Source organism: Nordella sp. HKS 07 (genome assembly GCF_011046735.1).
Classification (GTDB): Bacteria; Pseudomonadota; Alphaproteobacteria; order Rhizobiales; family Aestuariivirgaceae; genus Taklimakanibacter.
Genome location: NZ_CP049258.1, coordinates 2,144,175 through 2,166,583, shown reverse-complemented (window position 1 = coordinate 2,166,583; position 22,409 = coordinate 2,144,175). Strand labels below are relative to the sequence as shown.

Below are 22,409 nucleotides of genomic sequence, written 5' to 3'. Positions count from 1 at the left end.
TGTTTAAAGTAAAGTTTGAGAGGCCAAGATCCGGCAACACTCGCTCTCGGATCTCGGCGTCGGCAATACATGGAGGAGGAAGTCCGTCCAATGTTCTTGCCCATTCTCTTTGAAGCGCGCCCGCTAGGCATGGCTCATGCGACAACTGGACTGCCTGCGTGACGACGGGGAGAGCGGCGATGCGCATTCTCCCCTTCCTTGTCATCTTCCTGGGATCGCTGGCGCTTGCCATTCCCCTCGCCGCCCAAGACTGCACGGCGCCCTGCACCGGATATGAAGTTACCACGGAACTCGAGAATGACTGGATATTTGCAGCCGATCCCTCTTTCCTGAAATCCGATGTGTTGCAACCGACGATCACCGTCGATTATCTGCTCGCGCCGACGGATTATTTTCAAATGGCGGCCGAGATCATAACCGAGCCCGTCGTGGACCTGGAGCCCGGCGAAAGCGCGACTTTTGAGAGAATCGGCACCTATGCCGACGAACTCTATGCGGTGTTCGAGAAGGGGCCGGCCCTCCTGCAGGTGGGAAAATTCGATACGATCTTCGGTCTGGCCAGCGAAGTGCTGCCCGGCATCAACGCCGACAATATCGCATCGAATTTCGATGCCGACGAACGCATCGGCGCCGAGCTTATCCTCGGATTCGACAGCCTCGGCATCAACAACACGATTGCCGCGACAGCCTTCACGACCGATCGCACCGCGCTGAGCGGGTCCTTGTTTTTCCATCGACCACGGACGCAACTGTCTGATGGCGGCGCGGGCAATACGGAGGGCGTTTCCTCTTTCTCGATCGCCCTCAATGGCTGCAAGGGGGCCGAGCCCGAACTATGTTACGATGACGGCGATCTCGGATACCGGATCGGCTATCGTTTTCAGAAAGCTGGCCGCGCGATTGAAGAGCAAATTATCGACGAGGTGACGCCTGAGGACGAGCAAGTTGACGACCAGGCGCCACCGCAAGACGACCAGGCGACACCACAGGACGAGCAGGCGTTCCTTGCCGCGGGCTTCGCGAAATACGAGTTCGACAGCGATGCGGCCTTGCGACTCCTCGGTGAAGCGGCATATCTGCGTCATTTCGAAGGTGATCAGGATGATGCGTTGATTTTAACAGGCTCAGCCGCGCTGGAGCGCGATAACATGCTCTATATCGCGACATACTCACTGCAGAAGAACATCACCGCCGACGGACCTGATACCCGCGACTATATGGTCGATCTTGAGGCGATTTATTCATCCGAGGAAGATACGCCGATCGAGGACGGCAACTGGGATCTGGGCGCGGCCTATACGTTCGAGCGCGATGCCGAAGATCAGGAGGCCCACCTGTTCAGCGTGCGCCTCACTCTCTACTATGGCGGCGTCTGGGACATCGGCAAGTAGCCGTCGCTGGCGGCGCGCGGGGCAAACTCGCATGATCCGGGCGGCCTGAAAAAAGTCCGCCATCGGCCGCATGGTAATCTCGGCGCGGCGGGCAGAGGGTTCGAATAACAGAGACAACCCCCATGGTGGCTGACTGAGTTGACCGGGGCAGACCAATCGTTATCCGATGACGTCCGGCTGGTCGAGGCGGCGTTGCGAGACCGGCATGCTTATGCCGCTCTGGTGCGGCGCTATGAGCTTGTGCTCGGACGCTATGTACGGCGCCTGCTCGGCCCTCACCTGCAATCGGCGGACGATGTGTTGCAGGATGTTTTCATCAAGGCCTATGTGAACCTCAACGACTATGACAAGTCGCGGCCCTTCGGCGCCTGGATCTACCGGATCGCGCACAACGAGGCGATCAGCTTTCTGCGCCGGCAGCGCGCCGGCCTACAAATCGTCGACAGCGACGATGCGCGCCTTATCCTTGAACGTGTCGCCGACCACGACAGTCCGGAAGGCACGTTGCAAAGGTCCCGGACCGCGGAAGATGTCCGCAAGGCGCTGGCCGCGCTCGATCAGCGCTACCGGGATGTTCTCGTCTTGCGGTACCTCGAAGAAAAGAGCTACGACGAAATTGCCGATATTCTCGAAATGCCAATGGGAACCGTCGCGACGCTCATCAATCGTGGTCTGAAGCAACTGAGAGTAGGGCGCGCCATGAACCCGTCCTGGGCAGACAAATGACGGACCTGGAAAAAAAGGTCCTCGAAGCCATCCAGCGGCAGAACCTGGTTCCGCGGCCATATTATCTGTTTCTCGCAAAGCGGTCGGTGTTCTGGGGTCTCGCCGCACTGTCGATCGTCCTTGGCGCTCTGAGCATTGCCGTTCTGCTCTTTGCAATTTCCGACTACTACGCCACGGGAGGGCGGGATTTCGACAATATGCCGCTCGACGACCTGCTCGCCAGCATTCCATTCATCTGGCTGCTTTCGATGCCGCTCTTCGTGGCAAGTGCCTATTACGGCGTGCGCCGCACGCGGCGCGGCTATCGGCTTCGGCCCATACAGATCATCGCACTGTGCCTGGCCGCAAGCCTGGGGCTCGGGACGCTGCTTCACTTCGTCGAAGCGGGACGCTTGGTCAACGATTTTCTTGCCGCGCATATCGCCGCCTACCGGGAGGAGACCGATGTGCCCTATGACAAGTGGAGCCGGCCGGACCAGGGATATCTCGGCGGAAACGCGGATAAGCTGCTCGACAAGAATACCCTTCAGCTGACGGATTTTAAACGCAAAGTGTGGACGGTGGACATATCGCACGCCACCATAAATCTGGACGGCGCGCTCGAGGACGAAGGCGACGTCGCTATTCGCGGTGTGAGAACCGGACCCGCATCTTTCCGCGCCGAAACGATCGAAGCATTCGATTGATCCTGGATCGCGACGAGTTTGGAATGAATCAATCCAACTCATAAACGTGATCGATTCTTATATGTTAGCGCATTTGAGTTTTTTTGCCGACGATCCTGAAAGAAAAAGAATGTCGACGGCGTAAGTGAGCTTTGTGAGATTTCAATCCGATGGCGATCGCTTCTCGGAGGTGGGGATTTGCATTGCATGGAGCAGGAGGCTTGAATGTCACAGATGAACATACCCTTCGACGCAAATAATTTCACCGGCGGTCCGATCACCAACCGGTACATGCCGCTCGCGGTCGGAAACACGTGGGTCTACTCAGACAGCGATGGGTCCATTGACACTGTCATCGTCACAAATCAGGCGATCACGATCGATGGTGTGCAGTGCGTCGTCGTCTCGGATATCGTCATGAAAGACGGGAAAGCAACCGAGATCACCAAGGACTATTTTGCCCAGGATAAAGCCGGCAATGTCTGGTATTTCGGCGAGGATACGAAAGAGTTCCTGCCCAGTGGCGGCGTAAGCACCGAGGGCACCTGGCGAGCCGGCGTGAACAACGCGATGCCCGGCATTATCATGCTCGCGAATCCCGCGGAAGGTAACAGCTATTTCGAGGAGCATGCGGCCAACGTCGCGGAAGACCAGGCGAAGGTGCTCACCGCGAAGACTTCGGCGGCCGTGCCATTTGGAAAGTTCAAGAATAACGTTCTGGAGACGAGGAACTTTTCAGCCCTCTCCCCAGGTGACATCGAATTCAAATTCTATGCGCCTGGAATTGGCAGTGTCCTTGAAGTCGACGCCGATGGCAATCTCCAGCGGCTCGTATCGTTCAATGGGCAGACCAGCAACGAAGCCCTGGTCCAGGCGATGGCAAGCTTTGGCGGCGGGCAGTCCGGCCTGGCTCAAGGGCATGCAACGCCTGACCAGGAAAATACGAACTTGGACCGTGTGCTGGCGGCGCATAATCAACATGCCTGACGCCTGTTTCGGCGGGGATAAGAGAATACTCAACATGGCAGAGTGGCTCGCGAGGGTACACGGAGGCAGGTACTGGCAGTAGCTGCTCCGAGGAAGACGCGCTTCTCTCAAAGAATGTTGAAAGGCGTGCTCGCTGATGCAGAACGATGCAAATGATGCCGGGCTTGCCGTGTTCGTCGCGCTCCTGCGTTTTCACGGCGTCGCCGCCGACGCCGAGCAGATTCGCCACTGCATCGCGCCTGGAGACCTCATCGGCGTGTCCGACATGCTCCGCCACGCCAAATCCTGCGGGGTCAAGGCGCGATGCCTCACGAGCAATTGGAAGCGCCTGGAGAAGACTCCGCTTCCGGCGATTGCCAGTCGCCGTGACGGGCGGTTCTTCATCCTGGCAAAGGTCGCCGACGATCGCGCGCTCATACAGGAACCGTTCGAGCGGCAACCGATGGTCGTGGACCGCGGTGAATTGGAGGCAATGTGGGATGGTCGTCTCGTCCTCCTGGCCCGGCGCGCGAGTCTTTCCGATCTGTCGCGGCGCTTTGACATCACCTGGTTCATGCAGGCGATGCACAAGTATCGCCGTCTTCTCGGCGAGGTACTGATCGCCTCATTGTTCCTGCAGATATTCGCCTTGGTGACGCCGCTCTTTTTTCAGGTGGTGATCGACAAAGTGCTCGTGCAGCAGAGCCTGCCCACGCTCGACATCCTGGTGTTCGGGCTGGTTACCGTTTCGATCTTCGAGGCAGTTCTCGGGGCGCTGCGAACCTACGTTTTCTCCCATACGACCAACCGGATCGACGTCGAGCTGGGCGCGCGGCTGTTCCGGCATCTGGTGGCCTTGCCGCTCGCCTATTTTGAGGCGCGGCGGGCGGGCGATTCGGTGGCGCGGGTGCGCGAGCTCGAAAACATCCGCAATTTCCTCACGGGCTCGACGCTGACGCTGATCGTGGACCTGGTTTTCACGACGGTGTTCCTCGCGGTGATGGTCTACTACTCGCGTCTGCTGACCGGGATCGTGATCGTCGCCTTTCCCTTCTATATCGCGCTTTCAGCCGGTCTGACGCCAATCTTTCGCCGACGGCTCGACGAACGCTTCGCGCGCGGCGCCGAAAATCAGGCGTTCCTCGTCGAAACGGTCACAGGAATAGAGACCCTGAAAGCCATGGCGGTTGAGCCGCAGATGCAGAGGCGCTGGGAAGATCAGCTCGCCGGCTATGTGCGGGCAAGCTTCAGGGTCGCCAATCTTGGCAATGTCGCGAGCCAGGTGGTCCAGCTGATCAGCAAGCTGGTCACGGCCGCGACGCTCTATTTCGGCGCGCGGCTGGTGATCGACGGAAATCTCAGCGTCGGCGAACTCGTCGCCTTCAACATGCTGGCCGGCCGGGTGATGAACCCGGTCTTGCGTCTCGCCCAGCTGTGGCAGGACTTCCATCAGGCGCGGCTGTCGATTGCGCGCCTCGGTGACATACTCAATACCCCTGCTGAGCCTTCGCATAGTGTGGCGCGCGCCAGTTTGCCGGCGATCCGCGGCGAAGTCGCCCTTGAACGCGTGACATTCCGCTATCGGCCGAACGGGCCGGCGGTTCTGACAGAGGTCGACTTCCGGATTCCCGTCGGGCAGATCGTCGGGATCGTCGGCCCGTCGGGCTCGGGTAAGTCGACGCTGGCCAAGCTGATCCAGCGACTCTATGTCCCCGAAAGCGGGAGGGTGCTGATCGACGGCATCGATGTCTCGCTTGTCGATGTCGCTTGGCTCAGACGTCAGATCGGCGTCGTCCTGCAAGAGGATATCCTGTTCAACCGGTCGGTCCGCGACAACATCGCAATCACCGATCCGGCGACGCCGATGGAGCGGGTGATGGCGGCGGCGCGGCTTGCCGGCGCACACGATTTCATTCTCGAGCTCCCGGAGGGCTACGACACCTGCGTCGGCGAGCGCGGCATGTTGCTGTCCGGCGGGCAACGCCAGCGCATTGCCATCGCGCGTGCTCTGGTCGCCAATCCCCGGATACTGATCTTTGATGAGGCAACAAGCGCCCTCGATTACGAAAGCGAGCGGATCATCCAGCAGAACATGCAGGGCATCTGTGCCGGGCGCACCGTCTTCATCATCGCTCATCGCCTCTCTGCCTTACGGCAAACCGACCGGATATTGGCGATCGAGCACGGCCGGGTCGTCGAAGACGGCTCGCATGACGAACTCATGCTCTGCGATGGACAATACGCCATGCTCTATCGCGCGCAGACGGGACTGCGGGAGGTGGGGTGACATGGTCGCATCGATCCAAAGGCTTCCGCTTCTTTACACGCCCCACGACGAGCGCGAGTTTCTTCCGGCAGCCCTGGAAATCATAGAGACGCCGGCCTCGCCTGCCGGTCGTGCGATTGCCGGCGCGATTATCGTATTCTTTGTACTGGCCTTGGCCTGGTCGGTGCTGGGTTGGGTCGATATCGTGGCGACTGCTCCGGGCAAGATCGTGCCTACCGGGCGTAGCAAGCTTATCCAATCGCTCGACAGCGGCATCGTTCACGCGATTCACGTTCAGAATGGGCAGATGGTGAAGGCAGGCGATTCGTTGATCGAGCTCGATCCAACGGAGAGCGAGGCCGACCGAAACCGACTGGCCGGCGAACTCCTCGTTGCTCGCCTCGAAGTGGCGCGACTGGAGGCGATGCTGTCGGGGGCGCCAGATCCGGCCGCCGCCTTCGTCGCATCCCCGGGTACCGACGGAGTGCAGGCGGCACTCAGTCGCCAGCTGGTCGGCAGCGCAATGTCTGAATTCCGCGCCAAGCTCGCCGGGCTTGATCAGCAGGCGGCCCAGTCAGAAGCCAATCGCGTCGCGGTCGCTGCCACAATCGAGAAGCTGAACGCCGTGCTGCCGCTATTGCGGGAGGAACTCGACATGCGCCAGGTACTCTATAAAGGCAATGTCGGGTCGAAGCTTGCCTATCTCGACGCCCAGGAAAAGGTGCTCGAGATGGAGCACGAATTGGCGGTGCAGCAGGGCCGTTTGAGCGAAGCGCAGGCGGCGGCGGCGGCGGTCGCCGAGTCGCGGCGTGAAGCCGAAGCCGAAAAGCGGCGCAGCTGGCTTGCCGCCCTTGCCGATGCACGAGCCAAGGTGCAGACGCTGACGCAGGATCTCGTCAAGGCCGAGGAACGCATGAAGCGGCAAATCCTGGCGGCGCCGATCGATGGCATCGTGCAGGAGCTCGCCATCCACACGATCGGCGGCGTGGTGAAGCCGGCCGATACACTTATGGTGCTGGTTCCGACAGACACCCGGCTTGAGATCGAGGCGTTGATAGCCAACACCGACATCGGATTCGTGCATGCCGACCAGCCTGCGAAGATCAAGGTCGATACGTTCACCTTCACCCGCTATGGGTTGATCGATGGCAAGCTTCTGAGTGTTTCACCCGACTCAACACCAGATCCGGCGACGAGCAATGCATCGGAAGCACGCAGCCGCGAGCCCGGCTTCGCCGCCCGGGTCAGTCTGGATCGCACCTCGATGAAGATCGGCGATCAGGTCGTGCCGCTAAGGCCCGGCATGGCCGTGACCGTCGAAATCAACACCGGCGAACGCCGCATCATCGACTATCTGCTTTCACCGCTGCTGCGCCATACGCAGGAGAGCTTGCGGGAGCGTTAAAGCATCGGACCGAGGAGTGCGTGCGAGGCGCGCTTGCTAAGGGGCGCGGCGGCATGGTTACATGGCTGCGGGAGAGACAATACCATGCTCAATTTCGACGCCGACCGCTTCCTCAAGATCCAGGGAGGTGCGGTAGCCCTCCATGACGAGATTCATGCCGTGCTCGGGCGCTATGTGGCGGAGGGCCTCGACAGCGTATTTTTCCTCGGCACCGGCGGTGCCGCAATATTGATGTATCCGGCGGCGGCGCTGCTCGCCCGGCGCTCAGGCCTCCAGGTCTTCACCGACAGGTCGGCCGAGCTCGTCCTCACCGACCATCACGCGCTCGGACCGGACTCGCTGGTGATCATTCCCTCGCTCTCCGGCACGACGCGGGAGAGCATCGCGGCGCTCGACTTCTGCCGCGCCAGGGGCGCCCGCATCATCACTCTGGTCGGCCATGCGGACTCAGCCCTCGGCAAGGCGGCTGATCATGCTTTCGTCAATTACGCGCAGGACGACACATCGTCGGAATCCTTCTATGTGCAAAGCCTGCTGATCGCGCTGTCGCTGCTCCAGCATCGCGGCGAATCGAGCCTTTATACGGAAGTTGCGCCGGCGCTCGCGCAATTGCCCGCCGCACTCCTCAAGGCGAAGTCCGGTTTCGAGGCGCGTGCCGCGACGCTCGCCGCGCAACTCAAGGATGAACCCTATCACATCATCACCGGCGCCGGGTCGGTCTGGCCCGAGGCCTTTTATTACGGCATGTGCATCCTGGAAGAGATGCAATGGATCCGAACCCGGCCGGTGCATGCCTCGGATTTCTTCCATGGCACGCTCGAAGTGGTGGAAAAAGGCGTGAGCGTCATCCTCTTTCACAGCGAGGACGAGTTCCGGCCGCTCGGTGAAAGAGTGGAGAAGTTCGCGCGGCAATATACCGACAAGCTCACCATCCTCGATCCGCGCGATGCCGAGCTTCCCGGCATTCCGGCGGTGCTGCGGTCGCTTCTGTCGCCCGCCATTCTCGCCACCGAGCTCGAGCGTCTTTCCGCTCATCTCGAGCATCTGCGCAACCATCCGTTGACGACCCGGCGCTACTACAAACGTGTCGCCTATTAGGACCCACGACGGTGACCGTCCGGATCGCCACGGTCGGTGACAATTGCATCGACCGCTATCTGCCGCCGGTCGATCGCCAGCTGGTTGGTGGCAATGCCGTCAATGTCGCGGTTAATCTCCGCCGTCTCGGACATGACGCAGCCTATTTCGGCGCCGTCGGCGACGATGCGGAGGGCCGGCGCGTCAGGGCGGTACTAGCGAAGATCGGCGTCGACATCGCTGCGCTCAAGACCGTCTCTTCGGGACGGACATCGCTCACCACCATCGCAACGGGGCCGGATGGCGAGCGGCATTTCATGGCGGAGGATTTCGGCGTCTGTCGCGGCTACCGCCCTGATGCGATTGACCTCGCGCGGCTGAAGACGATGCGCCATGTGCATATCGGCTGGCTCGACGACGGCGGCTCGACGAAACGCGCACTCGCTGACGAGGGGATCAGCGTCTCGCAGGATCTCTCCGTCAATGCCGCGCCTGAGAACATCTCGCCGGACGCTTTGTCGATCGCCTTTGCTTCCTGTGACGGCAGCGCGGCAGAGGGCATGCGTCTCGCGCGTCAGATTTGCCGGAAAGGTGCTCGCCTCGCAGTGATCCTGCGTGGAGCGCAAGGGTCGCTTGCGCTTGCCGGTGACGACATCGTCAGTGGCGAGGCGCTGCCGGTCGCAGTCAGCGATACGACCGGCGCCGGCGACAGTTTCATCGCGGGCTTCCTTTCAGCGCATCTCAACGACTTACCCATCACCCAATGCCTCGCAAGGGGTCACCGGGAAGCGGCGCGGACCTGTCAGTTCTTCGGTGGCTTCATCCAGGATTGAGTGTTAGCCTTATCGGCGCCATCAGCGAGCGAGGATCCGGATCATGCTCCATGTCGATCTGCCGACGGCCGAAGACTTGACACGCCTGGCTGCCGCGCGCGGCGAGGGCTCGGTCACCATCGTACTGCCGACGACCCGGCTCACGCAGGAGATCGGCGCCAGCATCATCGAGCTGAAGAATCTCGCCAAGGAAGCGACCCGCCAGCTGAAAGATGCCGGATTCGACAAGCGCAAGATCTCCGCCATCGAAGAACAGATCGAGCATCTCTCGGAGGATGAGGATTTCTGGGCGCATCAGGCGACAAGCCTCGTCCTCTATGTCACGCCCGAGAACCTGACGAGCTTTCGCCTTCCGACGCGTCTGGCGGCGCTCGTCGAGGTGGCCGACCGCTTTCATGTCAAGCCGCTGATACGCGCCGCGGCCTTCCCCGATGTCGCTTTCATTCTCGCTCTGTCCGAGAACAGCGCCAGGCTCATCGAGATGCATGGCGATCTGCCGGCGGAGGCCGTCGCCGTCCAGGACATGCCGAAAAACATGGATGCGTCAGGTGCCCGCGCCAAGAGCCGCGACACATCGCCCGGCGGGCGCTTCCAGGGAGGTGCGGGCGAGACGTTTCATCGCCGCAATTACAGCCGCAAGATCGATGCCGCTTTGCGGCCGCTGCTGGCCGGTCGCGATATTCCCCTGATCCTGGCGTCGGTCGATGATTTCGATACGATCTATCGCTCGGTGAACAGCTACGAGCATCTCGCCCCAGAGACGATCAAAGGCAATCCCGACCGGATGTCGGCGGGCGAACTCGCCGAGTTCGCGCGACCGATCCTGCAGCGCCTTCATGCCGGACGCATCCAGGCGCTCAATGAGCAATATCGCCTGCGCGAAGACCAGGGCCGCGCCGGAGCCGATCTCGCGCAAGTGGCGCGCGCCGCGGCGAATGGCGCCGTCGACACCTTGCTCGTCGAGATCGACAGCGTCGTCGACGGCACGATCGATGAGACCACGGGGGCCATCGACGTGGCCAAGGGGGCGAGTGCCGACACCTATGACATCATCGATGAGATCGCCGGATTGACGCTGCGCGCCGGTGGCCGCGTTCTGGGCCTCAGGCAGGCGGATCTGCCGGTGGCGACATCGCCGGTCGCCGCGCTCTACCGCTATCCGGCGTGATCGGATAAACCACTTCCTACAAATCCAGGACCGACTCGCTCCATGTCCAACTCGTTCGATGTAATCGTCATCGGCGCCGGCATATTCGGCCTCGCGACAGCAGCCGAACTCGCGGCGCGCCGGCGGCGCGTGGCGGTGATCGACCGTTTCGGCAGCGGCCACCCGGCGACGTCATCGACCGGGCGCTCGCGCGGCATCCGCATCGCCTATGACCATCCTTTCTATGTGGAGCTCGCTTTGGACGCGATCCACCGCTGGCGCGCTCTCGAAAAAGCGGGCGGCCGTCAGATCCTGCATCTCACCGGACAGGTCGATTTCGGTCTCGACACCAAGCTCGCCGCCATTGCGTCAGCGGTGCGCGAAGCAGGCGGCGTGATTGATGAGCTCGATGCCGCGGGTCTACGCCGCAAGCTGCCGCATCTTCTGACCGCGCCCGGAGATATCGGCCTTTTCCACGCGCAGGCCGGCACGGTGCTGTCCGACACCGGCATGGCGGCCCTCAAGGCCAAGGTTCTTGGCGACGGTGTGAAGCTGTTCGAACCCGAGCGCGTCATCGCGATCGAGCCCGGAAACCTCACGCAGGTGGTGACAGAGAAGCGCCGGCTCGAGGCTGGAACAGTGGTCGTGGCCGCCGGGCCGTGGACCGGTGCCTTGCTCGCGACGCTCGACATCCATATGCCGCTGGCGCCGTCCATCGCGCAGGTCACCTTCATCGCGGCCCAGGAACTCGTCGATCGGCCGGGCATCGGCGAATGGGGCGGTGAGGGCGAAGGGCTCGGTGGCGTCTATGGCCATCCCGTCCCCGGCATCGGCTACAAGCTCGCTTTCAGCACGGGCCAGGAGGGCTGGGTTCCGGATGTCGACCAGTGGCAGCCGGATTACGAAGAACAGGCACGCCTTTTCGCCTGGCTCGACCGACGCATGCCCGACTTCCCGCGTCAGGTGCAACTGGTGCAGCGACACCCCTGGACCATGACGCCCGATGGGGACTTCATCGTCGACCGCGTCGGGCCGGTGGTGCTCGCCTGCGGCTGCTCGGGCCATGCCTTCAAATTCGGGCCGGCGCTCGGGCCGCTTGTCGCCGATGTGGTCGACGGGAAGCCTGCACATCCTTTGCTCAGGCGCGATAGGCCCTCGCTTGTCGGAAAAAAAGCGGCGGCGGGCGACGCCATTTCACGGTGAGGCGCGGCCTGCATCAGAGGGCTTGCAATCCGCCGCGATGTCAGGCTCGATATATCATACAAAAGGGAGATGGGTGGAGCGATGGCTACTTCCGACTATTACGAGATTCTCGATGCCCGCTTCGGGCGGCTGTTCAACGGCAGTGCACAGGTCGACAAATTGTTCACCGGCTGCCGCTGGGCCGAGGGGCCGGTCTACTTTCCGGCCGGGCGCTATCTTGTCTGGTCCGACATACCGAATGACCGCATGCTGCGCTACGACGAGACCGATGGCTCGGTCAGCGTCTTCCGGCAGCCGGCCGGCAACAGCAACGGCAACACCACCGACCGCGAGGGCCGCCTCGTCACTTGCGAGCATGGCGGACGGCGCGTGAGCCGTACCGAGCCTGACGGATCGATCACCACTCTTGCCGACAAGTGGAAGGGCAAGCGTCTCAATTCGCCGAACGACGTGGTGGTGAAATCGGACGGCTCGATCTGGTTCACCGATCCCTCCTATGGCATCGACACCGACTATGAGGGCAACAAGGCCGAGAGCGAGATCGGCGCGTGCCATGTCTATCGCATCGATCCGAAGAGCGGTGAGGTCGACGCGGTGATCACCGATATGGTGCGGCCGAACGGTATCGCTTTTTCGCCGGACGAAAGTCTCCTCTATGTCGTCGATACCGGCCGTACCCATGGGCCGCAGAATCCCGCGCATATGCGGGTGTTCAAGGTCAACAGCAAAAACAAGGTCTCGGGCGGCGACGTGTTTGCTGATTGCACCTCCGGCCTGTTCGATGGATTCCGCCTCGATACCGACGGGCGCATCTGGACCAGCGCCGCCGATGGAATCCATTGCTACGATCCGGACGGCACGCTGATCGGCAAGGTAAAGGTGCCGGAAGTGGTGGCCAACTGCGCCTGGGGCGGGCCGAAGCGCAATGTCCTCTATATCTGCGGAACGACGTCGCTCTACTCAGTCCGTCTGATGGTCAATGGCGTGAAGATCTGCTGAGAGGAGGCTTGCATGCCCTTCGTCAATATCCGCATCGTCAAGGAAGTCATCGCCGCCGATCCCAAGGGGAAGAAGGCCGAGATCAGCAAGGCCGTCACGGCCGCGATCACCAAGGCGACCGGACTGACACAGAACGACGTCTGGGTCGTGTTCGAGGAAGTCGCCGCCCGCGACTGGTATGTGGGCGAAACCGATGTCGAGACATTGCGCTCGAAATCCTGATCGAGCGTGAAACCTAGCGCGTGATCAGGAAAAGTGGGTACCGGTTTTCCGTCCGATCACGCGCTAAACTAAAGATTCCAATCACGTTTATCACTTCAGGTCGATTCGACCTGAAGTGATCGTGATCTAGAAAAACGGGGAGGCCCACCGGCACTCCCCGCTTTCAGAAATTCCGCCGGGTACGCAATACCTGATCCCGGCAGCGGCCCCGCTATTCACCCTCGAGAGCCTTGGTCGAGGATGATGACCCAACGAAGTTTCCAAATAGCTAAAAATTGAACTTTTTCAGCTGGTTAACAGATTGTGAAGAGGGTGGCGCGGAAGGGGTCAGGCAGCCCGCGCGGCGGCCGTCGCTTCGGGCTTGAGCCAGGCGTCGAGAAAGCCTGACAGCCAGTCGCGCACCGGCGCATCATGAAGCATCTGGCCGGCGAGATGTTCGGCGCCGTTCTGGGCACCCTTGAGCGCGAAGCGATGGGCGCCCCTGACCGACCAGCGATGCATCATGAGGCGCGTCACTTCCGGATGAAACTGCAGGCCGAAGGCGGTATCGCCATAACGAAAGGCCTGGTTGGCGAAAGTCTCTCCGGTCGCCAGAAGCTCGCAGCCTTCGGTGAGCGTGAAGCCCTCGCGGTGCCAATGATAGACCTGGCCCGGCCAGTCGCCGAGCTTGCGGCCAGCCTCGGTGGGAATGAGAGGATAATAGCCGATCTCGACAAAACCCTCCTCATGCGGACCGACCTTGCCGCCGAGATGCCGCGAAAGCATCTGGGCGCCAAGGCAGATGCCGAGAAAGGGTTTGCTTTCCTTGAGCGGCACGCCGATCCAGTCGGTCTCGTCGCGGATGAACGCGTCGCAGTCATTGGCGCTCATCGGGCCGCCGAAAATAGCCGCGCCCGCGTGATCCTCCAGCGTTTCCGGCAGGCTGTCACCGAGACAGGGACGGCGAATGTCCAGTCTGTAGCCCTTCTGCTCGAGCATGTGACCGATCCGCCCCGGCGAGGAGGTTTCGGAATGCAGCACGACCAGGATTTTGCCGGCAGGCATGATTCGCAAGCGTGACATAGAGCCGATCAACCGTCGAGAGGGTAGGCTTTGCGTTTGCACATCGGCCCGATGCGCTCACTTGTCCTTGGCCGCGCCCATGGCGCGCCGGATCACCGGCAGGATCATGCGGCGCGGCGCGGCGCGCAGCGCATAGGCGGCGAGCTTGTTCATCGTGCCCGGCACGACCAGCCTCTCGCCGGCCTTGAAGCCGGCCCAGCCGGCCTGGGCCACCGCCATGGCGCTTTTACTCAAGGCGCGGGACTGCTTCATCCCGGCACGGCGCTGGAAGTCGGTCTCGACCGGCCCCGGACTCAAGGTGGTGAGGGTCACGCCCGTCCCCTTGGACTCCTCATAGAGCGCATCCGTGAAGGAGACGACGAAGGCCTTGGAGGCGAAATAGACTGCCATATTGGGTCCCGGCATGAAGGCCGCGGTCGAGGCGACATTGATGATGCCGCCGCTTCCCCTGGCGAGCATCTGTGGCAGGAAGCGCAAGGTGATGTCGGCAAGGCCGCGGACATTGAGGTCGATCATCCTGAGCTGCTCCTCGCGCGAAAGATCGGCCGCCTTGCCGATAAGCCCGAAGCCGGCATTGTTGATCACGATATCGGCGTCAAGCTTGCGGGCCTCGAGCTCATTGGCCAGCGTGTCAGCGGCTCCCGGCTTGCCCAGATCGAGCACGATGACCGAAACCGGCACGGCATAGCGCGCGATCACCACGCCGCGCACCCGGTGCAACTCGGCCTCGCTCCTCGCCACCAGGATGAGGGGATGGCCTTCGCCCGCCGCGACATGGGCAAAAGCTTCGCCGATGCCACTCGAGGCGCCGGTGATCAGAACCGTCGGAAAAGGGGATTTATCGACCATAGCCCCTGTCTATAGGGCAATTGGGGCAGAGAAAAGATGGTCCGTATACGCCGTTTTTGCCTGCCTCCACGACGCCGCGCTTGCGGCGGCGGCGGCTAGCCCAGCCCCAGCTTCTTGCCGGCGGCGAAGGCCACGGGGCTCAAAGCGCCGGCGTCCTTGGCCATCAGCTCGGCCAGTTGCCTGCGCATGCGCGGGTCCCAGTAGGACTTGATATGATTGGCCGTCTCCTTGACGGCCTCTTCTTCCGGGCAGGTCGCAAATGCCCTGGCGATCTGATTGGCCATGCGCTTGATGTCGCTGAACTGGTCCATACTCTGGGTCTGCCTGATCAATGAAAACACACAATGCCGTCGGGGGCTCGGCTCGCCAGCGTGATGCCCGCCCCTTGCGCCAGATGCAGCGCCAGGCTCGTCGGCGCCGAGATCGTCACCAGATGGGCGATCCCAAGCTGGGCGCATTTCTGCACCAGCTCGAAGCTGCAGCGGCTGGTCATGGCGACGAAGCCCGCTTTCCTGTCGAGCCCCTGACGGATCACCGCGCCCAGCAGCTTGTCGAGCGCATTGTGGCGGCCGATATCCTCGCGCGCCAGCAGGATCCCGCCCTCGGGGCTCACCCAGGCGGCGGCATGCACGGAATGATTGTGCCGGTTCATCGGCTGATGCGCGGGAAATTCGGCAAAAGCCTTCAGCACGGCGCCCGGATCGAGCGCGAAGCGAGGGCTCACCGGCGCTGTCGGCTTGACGACATCGGCGATGTCCTCGACACCGCACAAGCCGCAGCCGGTGCGCCCTTCGAGCGCGCGTGCCGAACGCGGCTTTAGTGCCGCCTCATCGACAGCGATATCGACACAGAAGCCATTGTCGACGGGCAGCGCCACCACATTGCGGATGGCGGACGCCTCGGTGACGAAGCCCTCCGACAGCGAGAAGCCGACGCCGAAATCCTCGAGATCGGCAGGCGTCGCCATCATCACCGCGGTCGATACCGAGTTATGCATGATCGCCACCGGAACCTCCTCCGGCAACTGCCAGACGAGGCCCGCACTCGTGCCGTCGGCGCGATAGTGGCGCCCCTCGGCCGGCCGTGAGGTCGCAGGCTCGGCTGCCCGGATGGGATCGGGCCTGGCGGTCACGGCATCACTCCGCCGCGACAAGCGGCTCGATGGCCACGCGCTTGTGCTCGTTTTCGCGCTGCTCCCATTCCACCTGCCAGTCGGAGGGCTGGTTGGAGATCGTCACCTGCACCGCGGTCACCTTGTATTCCGGGCAGTTGGTCGCCCAGTCGGAATTCTCGGTTGTGATCACATTGGCGCCGGTCACCGGGTGATGGAATGTGGTGTAGACCACACCCTGCGGCATGCGGTCGGTGATCATGGCGCGCAAGGAGGTGGCGCCGACGCGGCTCGACAGCGAGACCATTGCGCCGTCCTTGATGCCGCGCACTTCGGCGTCATGCGGGTGGATCTCCAGCACATCCTCGGGATGCCAGGCGACATTGGCGGTGCGCCGCGTCTGGGCGCCGACATTGTACTGGCTGAGGATGCGCCCGGTGGTCAGGATCAGCGGGAAGAAGCGGTTGGTGCGCTCATCCGTCGGTACGAATTCGGTGACCATGAAGCGGCCCTTGCCGCGCACGAACTTCTCGACATGCATGATCGGCGTGCCTTCGGGTGCCGCGTCATTGCACGGCCACTGCACCGAGCCCAGACGGTCGAGCTTCTCGAAGCTGACGCCGGCGAAGGTCGGCGTGACATGGGCGATCTCGTCCATGATCTCGGCGCCCGAGGAATAGCTCATCGGATAGCCCATGGCGGTCGCGATGCGCGCGACGACTTCCCATTCCTGCATTCCCTGCTTCGCCGCCATCACCGGGCGCACGCGGTTGATGCGGCGCTCGGCATTGGTGAAGGTGCCGTCCTTCTCGAGGAAGGACGTGCCCGGCAGGAAGACATGGGCGAAGGCGGCCGTCTCGTTGAGGAAGAGATCCTGCACCACGAGGCATTCGAGCGATTCGAGCGCCGCGTTCACATGATTGGTGTTGGGATCGGACTGGGCGATGTCCTCGCCCTGAACGAAGAGGCCCTTGAAGCTGCCTTCGACGGCGGCCGTGAACATATTCGGGATGCGCAGGCCGGGCTCCGGATCGAGCCCGACATTCCATACTTTCTCGAACAGATCGCGCACCGTGTTGTCGGAGATGTGGCGGTAGCCCGAGAATTCATGCGGGAACGATCCCATGTCGCAGGAGCCCTGGACATTGTTCTGACCGCGCAAAGGATTGATGCCGACGCCGTCGCGCCCGATATTGCCGGTGGCCATGGCGAGGTTGGCCATGGCCATGACCATGGTCGAGCCCTGGCTGTGCTCGGTGACGCCGAGGCCATAATAGATGGCGCTGTTGCCGCCCGTCGCATAGAGACGCGCCGCGGCGCGCACGTCGGCGGCGGGAACACCGGTGATGTTCTCGAGCGCTTCCGGCGAATGCTTCGGATCGGCGATGAACTTCTCCCAGCGTGCGAAATCCTCGGGCTCGCAGCGTTCGGCCACGAAGTCGCGCTTCACCAGGCCCTCGGTCACCACGACATGAGCGAAGGCGTTGAAGATCGCGACATTGGTGCCGGGCAGCAGCGGCAGATGATAGTCGGCCTCGATATGGGGCGAGCGCACGATGTCGATGCGCCGTGGGTCGATGACGATGAGCCTGGCGCCCTCGCGCAGGCGCTTCTTCATGCGCGAGGCGAAGACCGGATGGCCGTCGGTCGGATTGGCGCCGATGACGACCATCACATCGCATTGGTCGACCGACTTGAAATCCTGGGTGCCGGCGGAGGTGCCGAAAGTCTGCCTCAGGCCATAGCCGGTGGGCGAATGACAGACGCGGGCGCAGGTATCGACATTGTTGTTGTGGAAGGCGGCGCGGATCATCTTCTGCACCACATAGACTTCCTCATTGGTGCAGCGCGACGAGGTGATGCCGCCGATCGAGCCCACGCCGTGCCTGGCCTGAATGTCCAGGAATCGCTTGGCGGTGAAGTCGATCGCCTCGTCCCAGGAAACTTCGCGCCAGGGATCGGTGATCTTCTCGCGCAGCATCGGCTTCATCATGCGGTCCTGATGCGTCGCATAGCCCCAGGCGAAGCGGCCCTTCACGCAGGAGTGGCCTTCATTGGCGCCGCCATCCTTGTAAGGCATCATGCGGACGACCTCGTCGCCCTTCATCTCGGCCTTGAAAGAGCAGCCCACACCGCAATAGGCGCAGGTCGTCACCACCGAATGATCGGGCTGCCCCTTGTCGATGATCGACTTCTCGGTCAGCGTCGCGGTCGGGCAGGCCTGCACGCAGGCGCCGCAGGAGACGCATTCGGAGGCAAGGAAATCCTCGTCCATGCCGGCCGAGACATGCGAGGCGAAGCCGCGTCCGTCGATGGTCAGCGCAAATGTGCCCTGCACCTCCTCGCAAGCCCGCACGCAGCGCGAGCAGACGATGCATTTCGCCGGATCGAAGGTGAAGTAGGGATTGCTCTCGTCCTTCGGCTTGTAGCGGAAATTCTCCGAGCCGTTGTTCTTGGCGAAGACGTGATTGTCGCCCTCATAGCCATAGCGTACTTCGCGCAGGCCGACCGCACCCGCCATGTCCTGCAACTCGCAGTCGCCATTGGCGGCACAGGTGAGGCAGTCGAGCGGATGGTCGGAGATATAGAGCTCCATCACGCCCTTGCGCAGTTGCGCCAGATGATCGGTCTCGGTCTTGACCTTGAGGCCCGGCGCCACCGGCGTGGTGCAGGAGGCCGGCGTGCCCTTGCGGCCTTCGATCTCGACCAGGCAGAGCCGGCAGGAGCCGAAGCTCTTCATCGAATCCGTGGCGCACAGCTTTGGGATCTTGGTGCCAAGCTCCATCGCGGCGCGCATGATCGATGTGCCTTCCGGCACCGTGACCGACTGGCCGTCGATCTCGAGCGTCACCATTTTGGCGGCGTCGGATTTGGGCGTGCCGTAGTCGATTTCCTTGATGAGCGTATGCATCTCGCTCTCTCCTATTCTGCGGCCTTGGCCACGGGAGGCCGGTCGAAATCCTCGGGAAAATGCTTGACGGCGCTCTGCACCGGCATGGGCGTCAAGCCGCCCATGGCGCAGAGCGAGCCTTCGGTCATGGTCTGGCAGAGGTCGTCGAGGACGATCAGGTTCTTGTCGCGCTCGACGCCGGCAATGATACGGTCGATCACCTCGACACCGCGTACAGCACCTATTCGGCAGGGCGTGCACTTGCCGCAGGATTCGATGGCGCAGAACTCCATGGCGAAACGCGCCTGGCGCGCCATGTCGACCGTGTCGTCGAACACCACGATGCCGCCATGGCCGACCATGGCGCCATTGGCGGCGAAGGTCTCGTAATCCATGGCCATGTCGAATTGCGATGCCGGCACATAGGAGCCCAAAGGCCCGCCCACTTGTATGGCCCGCGCCGGCCGGCCGGAAAAAGTGCCGCCGCCGAAGTCCTCGAGAAGCTGGCGCAAGGTGATGCCAAAAGCCTTCTCGACCAGACCGCCCTGCCTGATATTGCCGGCGAGCTGGAACGGGAGCGTGCCGCGCGAGCGGCCCATGCCGTAATTCCTGTAGAATTCCGCGCCATGGCTGAGGATATCCGGCACCGCGGCGAAGCTCAGGACATTGTTGATCACGGTCGGCTTGCCGAACAGGCCTTCGAGCGCCGGGATCGGCGGCTTGGGCCTCACCATGCCGCGCTTGCCTTCGAGGCTTTCGAGCATGGAGGTCTCTTCGCCGCAGATATAGGCGCCGGCACCGGTGCGCACGGCGAGCGCGAAGGATTTGCCCGAGCCCTGGATGTTGTCGCCGAGGAAGCCGGCCGCGAGCAGCACGGCGATCGCCTGTTTCATCTTAGCGATGGCATGGGGATATTCGGAGCGGATATAGACATAGCCCTGGGTGGCGCCGGTGGCGATGCCGGCGATGGTCATGCCTTCGATCAAGGTGAAGGGGTCGCCTTCCATCAGCATGCGATCGGCGAAGGTGCCGCTGTCGCCCTCATCGGCATTGCAGCAGACATATTTCTGATCGGCCCTGGCGTCGTGGACCGTCTTCCATTTGATGCCGGTCGGGAAGCCGGCGCCGCCGCGGCCGCGCAAACCTGACTCGGTGACGTCCTTGCAGATGTCGGCGCCGGATTTCTTGAGCGCCGCGGCGAGCCCGGCAAAGCCGCCATGCGCCTTGTACTCCGCGACCGACAGCGGATCGATGATACCGCAGCGCGCGAAAGTGAGGCGCTCCTGCTTCTTGAGGTAGTCGATCTCCTCGGTGAGGCCGTGGCCGAGACGATGCTTGCCGCCATTCAGGAAATCGGCCTCGAAGAGCGAGGCGGCATCCTTGACCGCAACCGGCCCATAGGCGACACGGCCGGCGGACGTCTCGACTTCGACCAAGGGCTCCAGATAGAGGAGTCCGCGCGAGCCGTTGCGGATGATCTCGATGTTGAGATTGCGTTTGTCCGCTTCGGCCTTGAGGGCGGACGCGACCTTGTCGGCACCCATCGAAAGAGCGGCGGCGTCGTCCGGTACGAAGACGCGGGTCATTGCGCGGCCTCGCTCAGCGTTTCGCTCATGATCTCGTCGAAGCGGCGGGCGTCGACGCGGCCATGCAACTGGCCGTCGACCATCATCGCCGGCGACAGGGCGCAGTTGCCGAGGCAGTAGACGGCTTCGAGAGTGACGGCGCCATCGGCTGTCGTCTCTCCGAAGCCCGCTTTCAGGCTTGCCTTGGCGTGACTGCACAATGCCTCCCCCGCCATCGACTGGCATGACTCGGCACGGCAGATCTTCACCACATGGCGGCCGGCCGGTTCGCGCCGGAAGTCATGATAGAAAGTCACGACACCATGGACTTCCGCGCGGGAGAGATTGATGGTTTTCGCGATGACCGGAATGACGCTTTCGGGCACATAGCCCAACTCATCCTGCAACTCGTGCAGAATTTCGATCAACTCGTCCGGGCGGTTGCCGTGGCGGCTGCAGACGTCACGGGCGCGCTCGCTTTCCGGTGACAATTCGGGCTTCGTCAGCATCGAGCCAAACCTTCCTGGCCGGATGACCGGCGCCGGGTACCAACATTATATAATCATTCCCGTTTGCCGGAACAGGCGGATCCCGGCAAATCGGTAGTTCCGATCAGATGATTGCTACTCCCGATGAAGCGGCGGAGGCTTGCGCAAAGCGGCGGGATCGAAGCCAAGGGCGACTTGCTGCAATGCAGCAATAATCGGCGCCAGAGGTTCGCGGTCGACCACGAGCAGGCCGACGGCATGTTCCACATGAGGATCCGCCAGCGGAACGGCGGAGACTCCGGTCGCGGGGCCGAGCGCGTCGAGGAAATATTCCGGCATGATGCTGGCAAGGCAGGCAAAACGCACATTGGACCACAGATTGATCACCGAATTGGTCTCGAGGCGCGGTTGCGGCTGGCAGTTGGCGCTGCGGAAAGCGCGGTCGATGATGCGGCGGTTCTGCATATTGGGGGTGAGGAGGCACAGAGGCTCCTGGGCCGCCTCGAACCAGGACACGCTCTCGCGGCTGGCAAGCGGATGAGCCGAGGCGACGAAAAGGCAATAGCGCTCGCGATAGAGCGGCGAGGCGGTGAGACCGTCGATCGGCTCATTGTCGAGATAGGCGATGCCGACATCGAGCGAGAAATCGTTGAGGCCGCGCAGGATCTCGGCGGTCGAATGGGACAGAACGGTGAAATCGACGCCCGGATGCTGAGCCTGCATGGTCTGCGTCAGAAGCGGCGCCATGGGAAGTGCTGAGGGCACCGCGCCGATCATCAGCCGGCCGGTCAATTGTTCCTTGCGCCCCTTGATCGAAGCGAGCTCCTGCTGCATCGCCTGCCAGTTGTCGAGGATGGTATGGGCCCATTTGAGCACCCTTTCGCCTTCCGGCGTGAGCCCGTGATAGCGCTGGCCACGCTCGACGATCGGAACGCCGAGTTCCTGCTCGAGCTGGCGGATGCGCCCGGACAAGGTCGGCTGCGAAATGTTGCAGGCCTGGGCGGCGCGGGTGAAGTGCTTCTCGCGGGCGAGAGCCGACAGATAGGAAAGCTGACGGATATCCATAGGACCCGATAGCAGATCGCCGGCCTTTATATGAAGAGGGGCCTTTGGCGAAGGCAAATCAGTCAAAAAATACACGCAAAAATTGTTGGTCAAGAAATATTCGCGTGATTTAGGGCCAATTTTATTCACGTTACAAAGCGTTACTCATGGGCGTATAGTCGCAGTCGGGGACGGTGACATTGCCCCCGGATCCGCACCCCGCGAGAGCCCTCGCCATCAGGCGAGGGCTTTCATGTGTTCAGGGCAAAATTTACCTAAAGTGATCCGGTGAGGGAGGCGATCGGGGGCATATGCCCCTGCTCGAGCAAAAGCCAGGCGCCCGCAGCCAGGACAGCCAGCAGACCCAGAGGAATGACGACCGGCCAGCGGGGCAAGGGGGCGTAAACAATGTGGGGTGCCCAGGGGGCGGTTCCTGGTGCTGGCGGCTTCTCGGCCACGTGTTTGCTCACGACGAAACCCTCGGTCAACGCATGCTAACC

21 protein-coding genes are annotated in these 22,409 nt (G+C 62.3%); 12 read left to right on the top strand and 9 right to left on the bottom strand.

Annotation, left to right across the window (positions count from 1 at the left end; genetic code table 11):
• The first annotated feature begins 179 nt into the window (after positions 1-179).
• The 12 genes from G5V57_RS10165 (at position 180) to G5V57_RS10110 (ending at position 12,900) form a co-directional block, all read left to right on the top strand.
• Positions 180-1,391 (top strand): hypothetical protein, encoded by a 1,212-nt coding sequence (locus G5V57_RS10165; RefSeq protein WP_165167387.1) that lies wholly within the window; start codon positions 180-182, stop codon positions 1,389-1,391.
• A gap of 138 nt (positions 1,392-1,529) precedes the next feature.
• Entirely contained in the window at positions 1,530-2,117 is a 588-nt protein-coding gene (locus G5V57_RS10160; RefSeq protein ID WP_371744761.1) for an RNA polymerase sigma factor, read from the top strand.
• Positions 2,114-2,803, top strand: a complete 690-nt coding sequence (locus tag G5V57_RS10155) for a hypothetical protein (protein WP_165167385.1) — start codon at positions 2,114-2,116, stop codon at positions 2,801-2,803. Before G5V57_RS10160 ends, G5V57_RS10155 begins: the two co-directional genes overlap by 4 nt.
• A 204-nt stretch (positions 2,804-3,007) precedes the next feature.
• Positions 3,008-3,769, top strand: a complete 762-nt coding sequence (locus G5V57_RS10150) for a hypothetical protein (RefSeq protein WP_165167384.1) — start codon at positions 3,008-3,010, stop codon at positions 3,767-3,769.
• A gap of 136 nt (positions 3,770-3,905) precedes the next feature.
• Positions 3,906-6,035, top strand: a complete 2,130-nt coding sequence (locus G5V57_RS10145) for a type I secretion system permease/ATPase (RefSeq protein ID WP_165167383.1) — start codon at positions 3,906-3,908, stop codon at positions 6,033-6,035.
• Positions 5,959-7,419, top strand: coding sequence for an HlyD family type I secretion periplasmic adaptor subunit (locus G5V57_RS10140; protein ID WP_246737680.1), 1,461 nt, complete (start codon positions 5,959-5,961; stop codon positions 7,417-7,419). The genes G5V57_RS10145 and G5V57_RS10140 overlap by 77 nt, the downstream gene beginning before the upstream one ends.
• 84 nt (positions 7,420-7,503) lie before the next feature.
• Complete coding sequence (locus G5V57_RS10135; protein WP_165167381.1) at positions 7,504-8,517, top strand: SIS domain-containing protein; 1,014 nt, start codon at positions 7,504-7,506, stop codon at positions 8,515-8,517.
• Between the two features lie 11 nt (positions 8,518-8,528).
• Positions 8,529-9,329: a PfkB family carbohydrate kinase gene (locus G5V57_RS10130; protein WP_165167380.1), complete on the top strand. Its 801-nt coding sequence runs from the start codon at positions 8,529-8,531 to the stop codon at positions 9,327-9,329.
• A gap of 43 nt (positions 9,330-9,372) precedes the next feature.
• Positions 9,373-10,497 (top strand): hypothetical protein, encoded by a 1,125-nt coding sequence (locus tag G5V57_RS10125; RefSeq protein ID WP_165167379.1) that lies wholly within the window; start codon positions 9,373-9,375, stop codon positions 10,495-10,497.
• 42 nt (positions 10,498-10,539) lie between these two features.
• Positions 10,540-11,679, top strand: a complete 1,140-nt coding sequence (locus G5V57_RS10120) for an FAD-dependent oxidoreductase (protein WP_165167378.1) — start codon at positions 10,540-10,542, stop codon at positions 11,677-11,679.
• Positions 11,680-11,760: 81 nt separating this feature from the next.
• Positions 11,761-12,678: an SMP-30/gluconolactonase/LRE family protein gene (locus G5V57_RS10115; RefSeq protein WP_165167377.1), complete on the top strand. Its 918-nt coding sequence runs from the start codon at positions 11,761-11,763 to the stop codon at positions 12,676-12,678.
• A gap of 12 nt (positions 12,679-12,690) precedes the next feature.
• Positions 12,691-12,900: a tautomerase family protein gene (locus G5V57_RS10110; RefSeq protein WP_165167376.1), complete on the top strand. Its 210-nt coding sequence runs from the start codon at positions 12,691-12,693 to the stop codon at positions 12,898-12,900.
• A gap of 327 nt (positions 12,901-13,227) precedes the next feature.
• Here the strand turns inward: G5V57_RS10110 and G5V57_RS10105 are convergent, their stop codons facing one another.
• The 9 genes from G5V57_RS10105 to G5V57_RS10065 all read right to left on the bottom strand — a co-directional run bounded on the left by G5V57_RS10105 (position 13,228) and on the right by G5V57_RS10065 (position 22,379).
• Positions 13,228-13,962, bottom strand: coding sequence for a glutamine amidotransferase (locus G5V57_RS10105; protein WP_165167375.1), 735 nt, complete (start codon positions 13,960-13,962; stop codon positions 13,228-13,230).
• Positions 13,963-14,019: 57 nt separating this feature from the next.
• Complete coding sequence (locus tag G5V57_RS10100; RefSeq protein WP_165167374.1) at positions 14,020-14,811, bottom strand: SDR family oxidoreductase; 792 nt, start codon at positions 14,809-14,811, stop codon at positions 14,020-14,022.
• A gap of 95 nt (positions 14,812-14,906) precedes the next feature.
• Positions 14,907-15,122, bottom strand: a complete 216-nt coding sequence (locus tag G5V57_RS10095) for a formate dehydrogenase subunit delta (RefSeq protein WP_165167373.1) — start codon at positions 15,120-15,122, stop codon at positions 14,907-14,909.
• A 17-nt stretch (positions 15,123-15,139) separates the two neighbouring features.
• Positions 15,140-15,943 (bottom strand): formate dehydrogenase accessory sulfurtransferase FdhD, encoded by an 804-nt coding sequence (gene fdhD / locus G5V57_RS10090; protein WP_206530239.1) that lies wholly within the window; start codon positions 15,941-15,943, stop codon positions 15,140-15,142.
• A 4-nt stretch (positions 15,944-15,947) separates the two neighbouring features.
• The gene (gene fdhF / locus G5V57_RS10085; protein WP_165167372.1) at positions 15,948-18,833 is read right to left on the bottom strand and encodes a formate dehydrogenase subunit alpha; all 2,886 of its coding nucleotides are present in this window, start codon (positions 18,831-18,833) and stop codon (positions 15,948-15,950) included.
• An 11-nt stretch (positions 18,834-18,844) separates the two neighbouring features.
• Positions 18,845-20,398, bottom strand: a complete 1,554-nt coding sequence (locus G5V57_RS10080) for an NADH-quinone oxidoreductase subunit NuoF (protein WP_165167371.1) — start codon at positions 20,396-20,398, stop codon at positions 18,845-18,847.
• Positions 20,395-20,886 (bottom strand): formate dehydrogenase subunit gamma, encoded by a 492-nt coding sequence (locus G5V57_RS10075; protein ID WP_165167370.1) that lies wholly within the window; start codon positions 20,884-20,886, stop codon positions 20,395-20,397. Before G5V57_RS10075 ends, G5V57_RS10080 begins: the two co-directional genes overlap by 4 nt.
• A 114-nt stretch (positions 20,887-21,000) precedes the next feature.
• A complete protein-coding gene (locus tag G5V57_RS10070) occupies positions 21,001-21,930 on the bottom strand; it encodes a LysR family transcriptional regulator (protein ID WP_165167369.1) in 930 nt (309 codons plus the stop codon).
• A 254-nt stretch (positions 21,931-22,184) separates the two neighbouring features.
• The gene (locus G5V57_RS10065; RefSeq protein WP_165167368.1) at positions 22,185-22,379 is read right to left on the bottom strand and encodes a hypothetical protein; all 195 of its coding nucleotides are present in this window, start codon (positions 22,377-22,379) and stop codon (positions 22,185-22,187) included.
• Between the last annotated feature and the right edge of the window lie 30 nt (positions 22,380-22,409).

Bases quoted from the DNA above. Each gene is read 5' to 3' on its own strand.
- G5V57_RS10165 (WP_165167387.1), top strand. From the start codon at position 180: ATGCGCATTCTCCCCTTCCTTGTCATCTTCCTGGGATCGCTGGCGCTT.
- G5V57_RS10155 (WP_165167385.1), top strand. From the start codon at position 2,114: ATGACGGACCTGGAAAAAAAGGTCCTCGAAGCCATCCAGCGGCAGAAC.
- G5V57_RS10150 (WP_165167384.1), top strand. From the start codon at position 3,008: ATGTCACAGATGAACATACCCTTCGACGCAAATAATTTCACCGGCGGT.
- G5V57_RS10145 (WP_165167383.1), top strand. From the start codon at position 3,906: ATGCAGAACGATGCAAATGATGCCGGGCTTGCCGTGTTCGTCGCGCTC.
- G5V57_RS10140 (WP_246737680.1), top strand. From the start codon at position 5,959: ATGACGAACTCATGCTCTGCGATGGACAATACGCCATGCTCTATCGCG.
- G5V57_RS10135 (WP_165167381.1), top strand. From the start codon at position 7,504: ATGCTCAATTTCGACGCCGACCGCTTCCTCAAGATCCAGGGAGGTGCG.
- G5V57_RS10125 (WP_165167379.1), top strand. From the start codon at position 9,373: ATGCTCCATGTCGATCTGCCGACGGCCGAAGACTTGACACGCCTGGCT.
- G5V57_RS10120 (WP_165167378.1), top strand. From the start codon at position 10,540: ATGTCCAACTCGTTCGATGTAATCGTCATCGGCGCCGGCATATTCGGC.
- G5V57_RS10115 (WP_165167377.1), top strand. From the start codon at position 11,761: ATGGCTACTTCCGACTATTACGAGATTCTCGATGCCCGCTTCGGGCGG.
- G5V57_RS10110 (WP_165167376.1), top strand. From the start codon at position 12,691: ATGCCCTTCGTCAATATCCGCATCGTCAAGGAAGTCATCGCCGCCGAT.
- G5V57_RS10105 (WP_165167375.1), bottom strand. From the start codon at position 13,962: ATGTCACGCTTGCGAATCATGCCTGCCGGCAAAATCCTGGTCGTGCTG.
- G5V57_RS10100 (WP_165167374.1), bottom strand. From the start codon at position 14,811: ATGGTCGATAAATCCCCTTTTCCGACGGTTCTGATCACCGGCGCCTCG.
- G5V57_RS10095 (WP_165167373.1), bottom strand. From the start codon at position 15,122: ATGGACCAGTTCAGCGACATCAAGCGCATGGCCAATCAGATCGCCAGG.
- fdhF (WP_165167372.1), bottom strand. From the start codon at position 18,833: ATGCATACGCTCATCAAGGAAATCGACTACGGCACGCCCAAATCCGAC.
- G5V57_RS10080 (WP_165167371.1), bottom strand. From the start codon at position 20,398: ATGACCCGCGTCTTCGTACCGGACGACGCCGCCGCTCTTTCGATGGGT.
- G5V57_RS10075 (WP_165167370.1), bottom strand. From the start codon at position 20,886: ATGCTGACGAAGCCCGAATTGTCACCGGAAAGCGAGCGCGCCCGTGAC.
- G5V57_RS10070 (WP_165167369.1), bottom strand. From the start codon at position 21,930: ATGGATATCCGTCAGCTTTCCTATCTGTCGGCTCTCGCCCGCGAGAAG.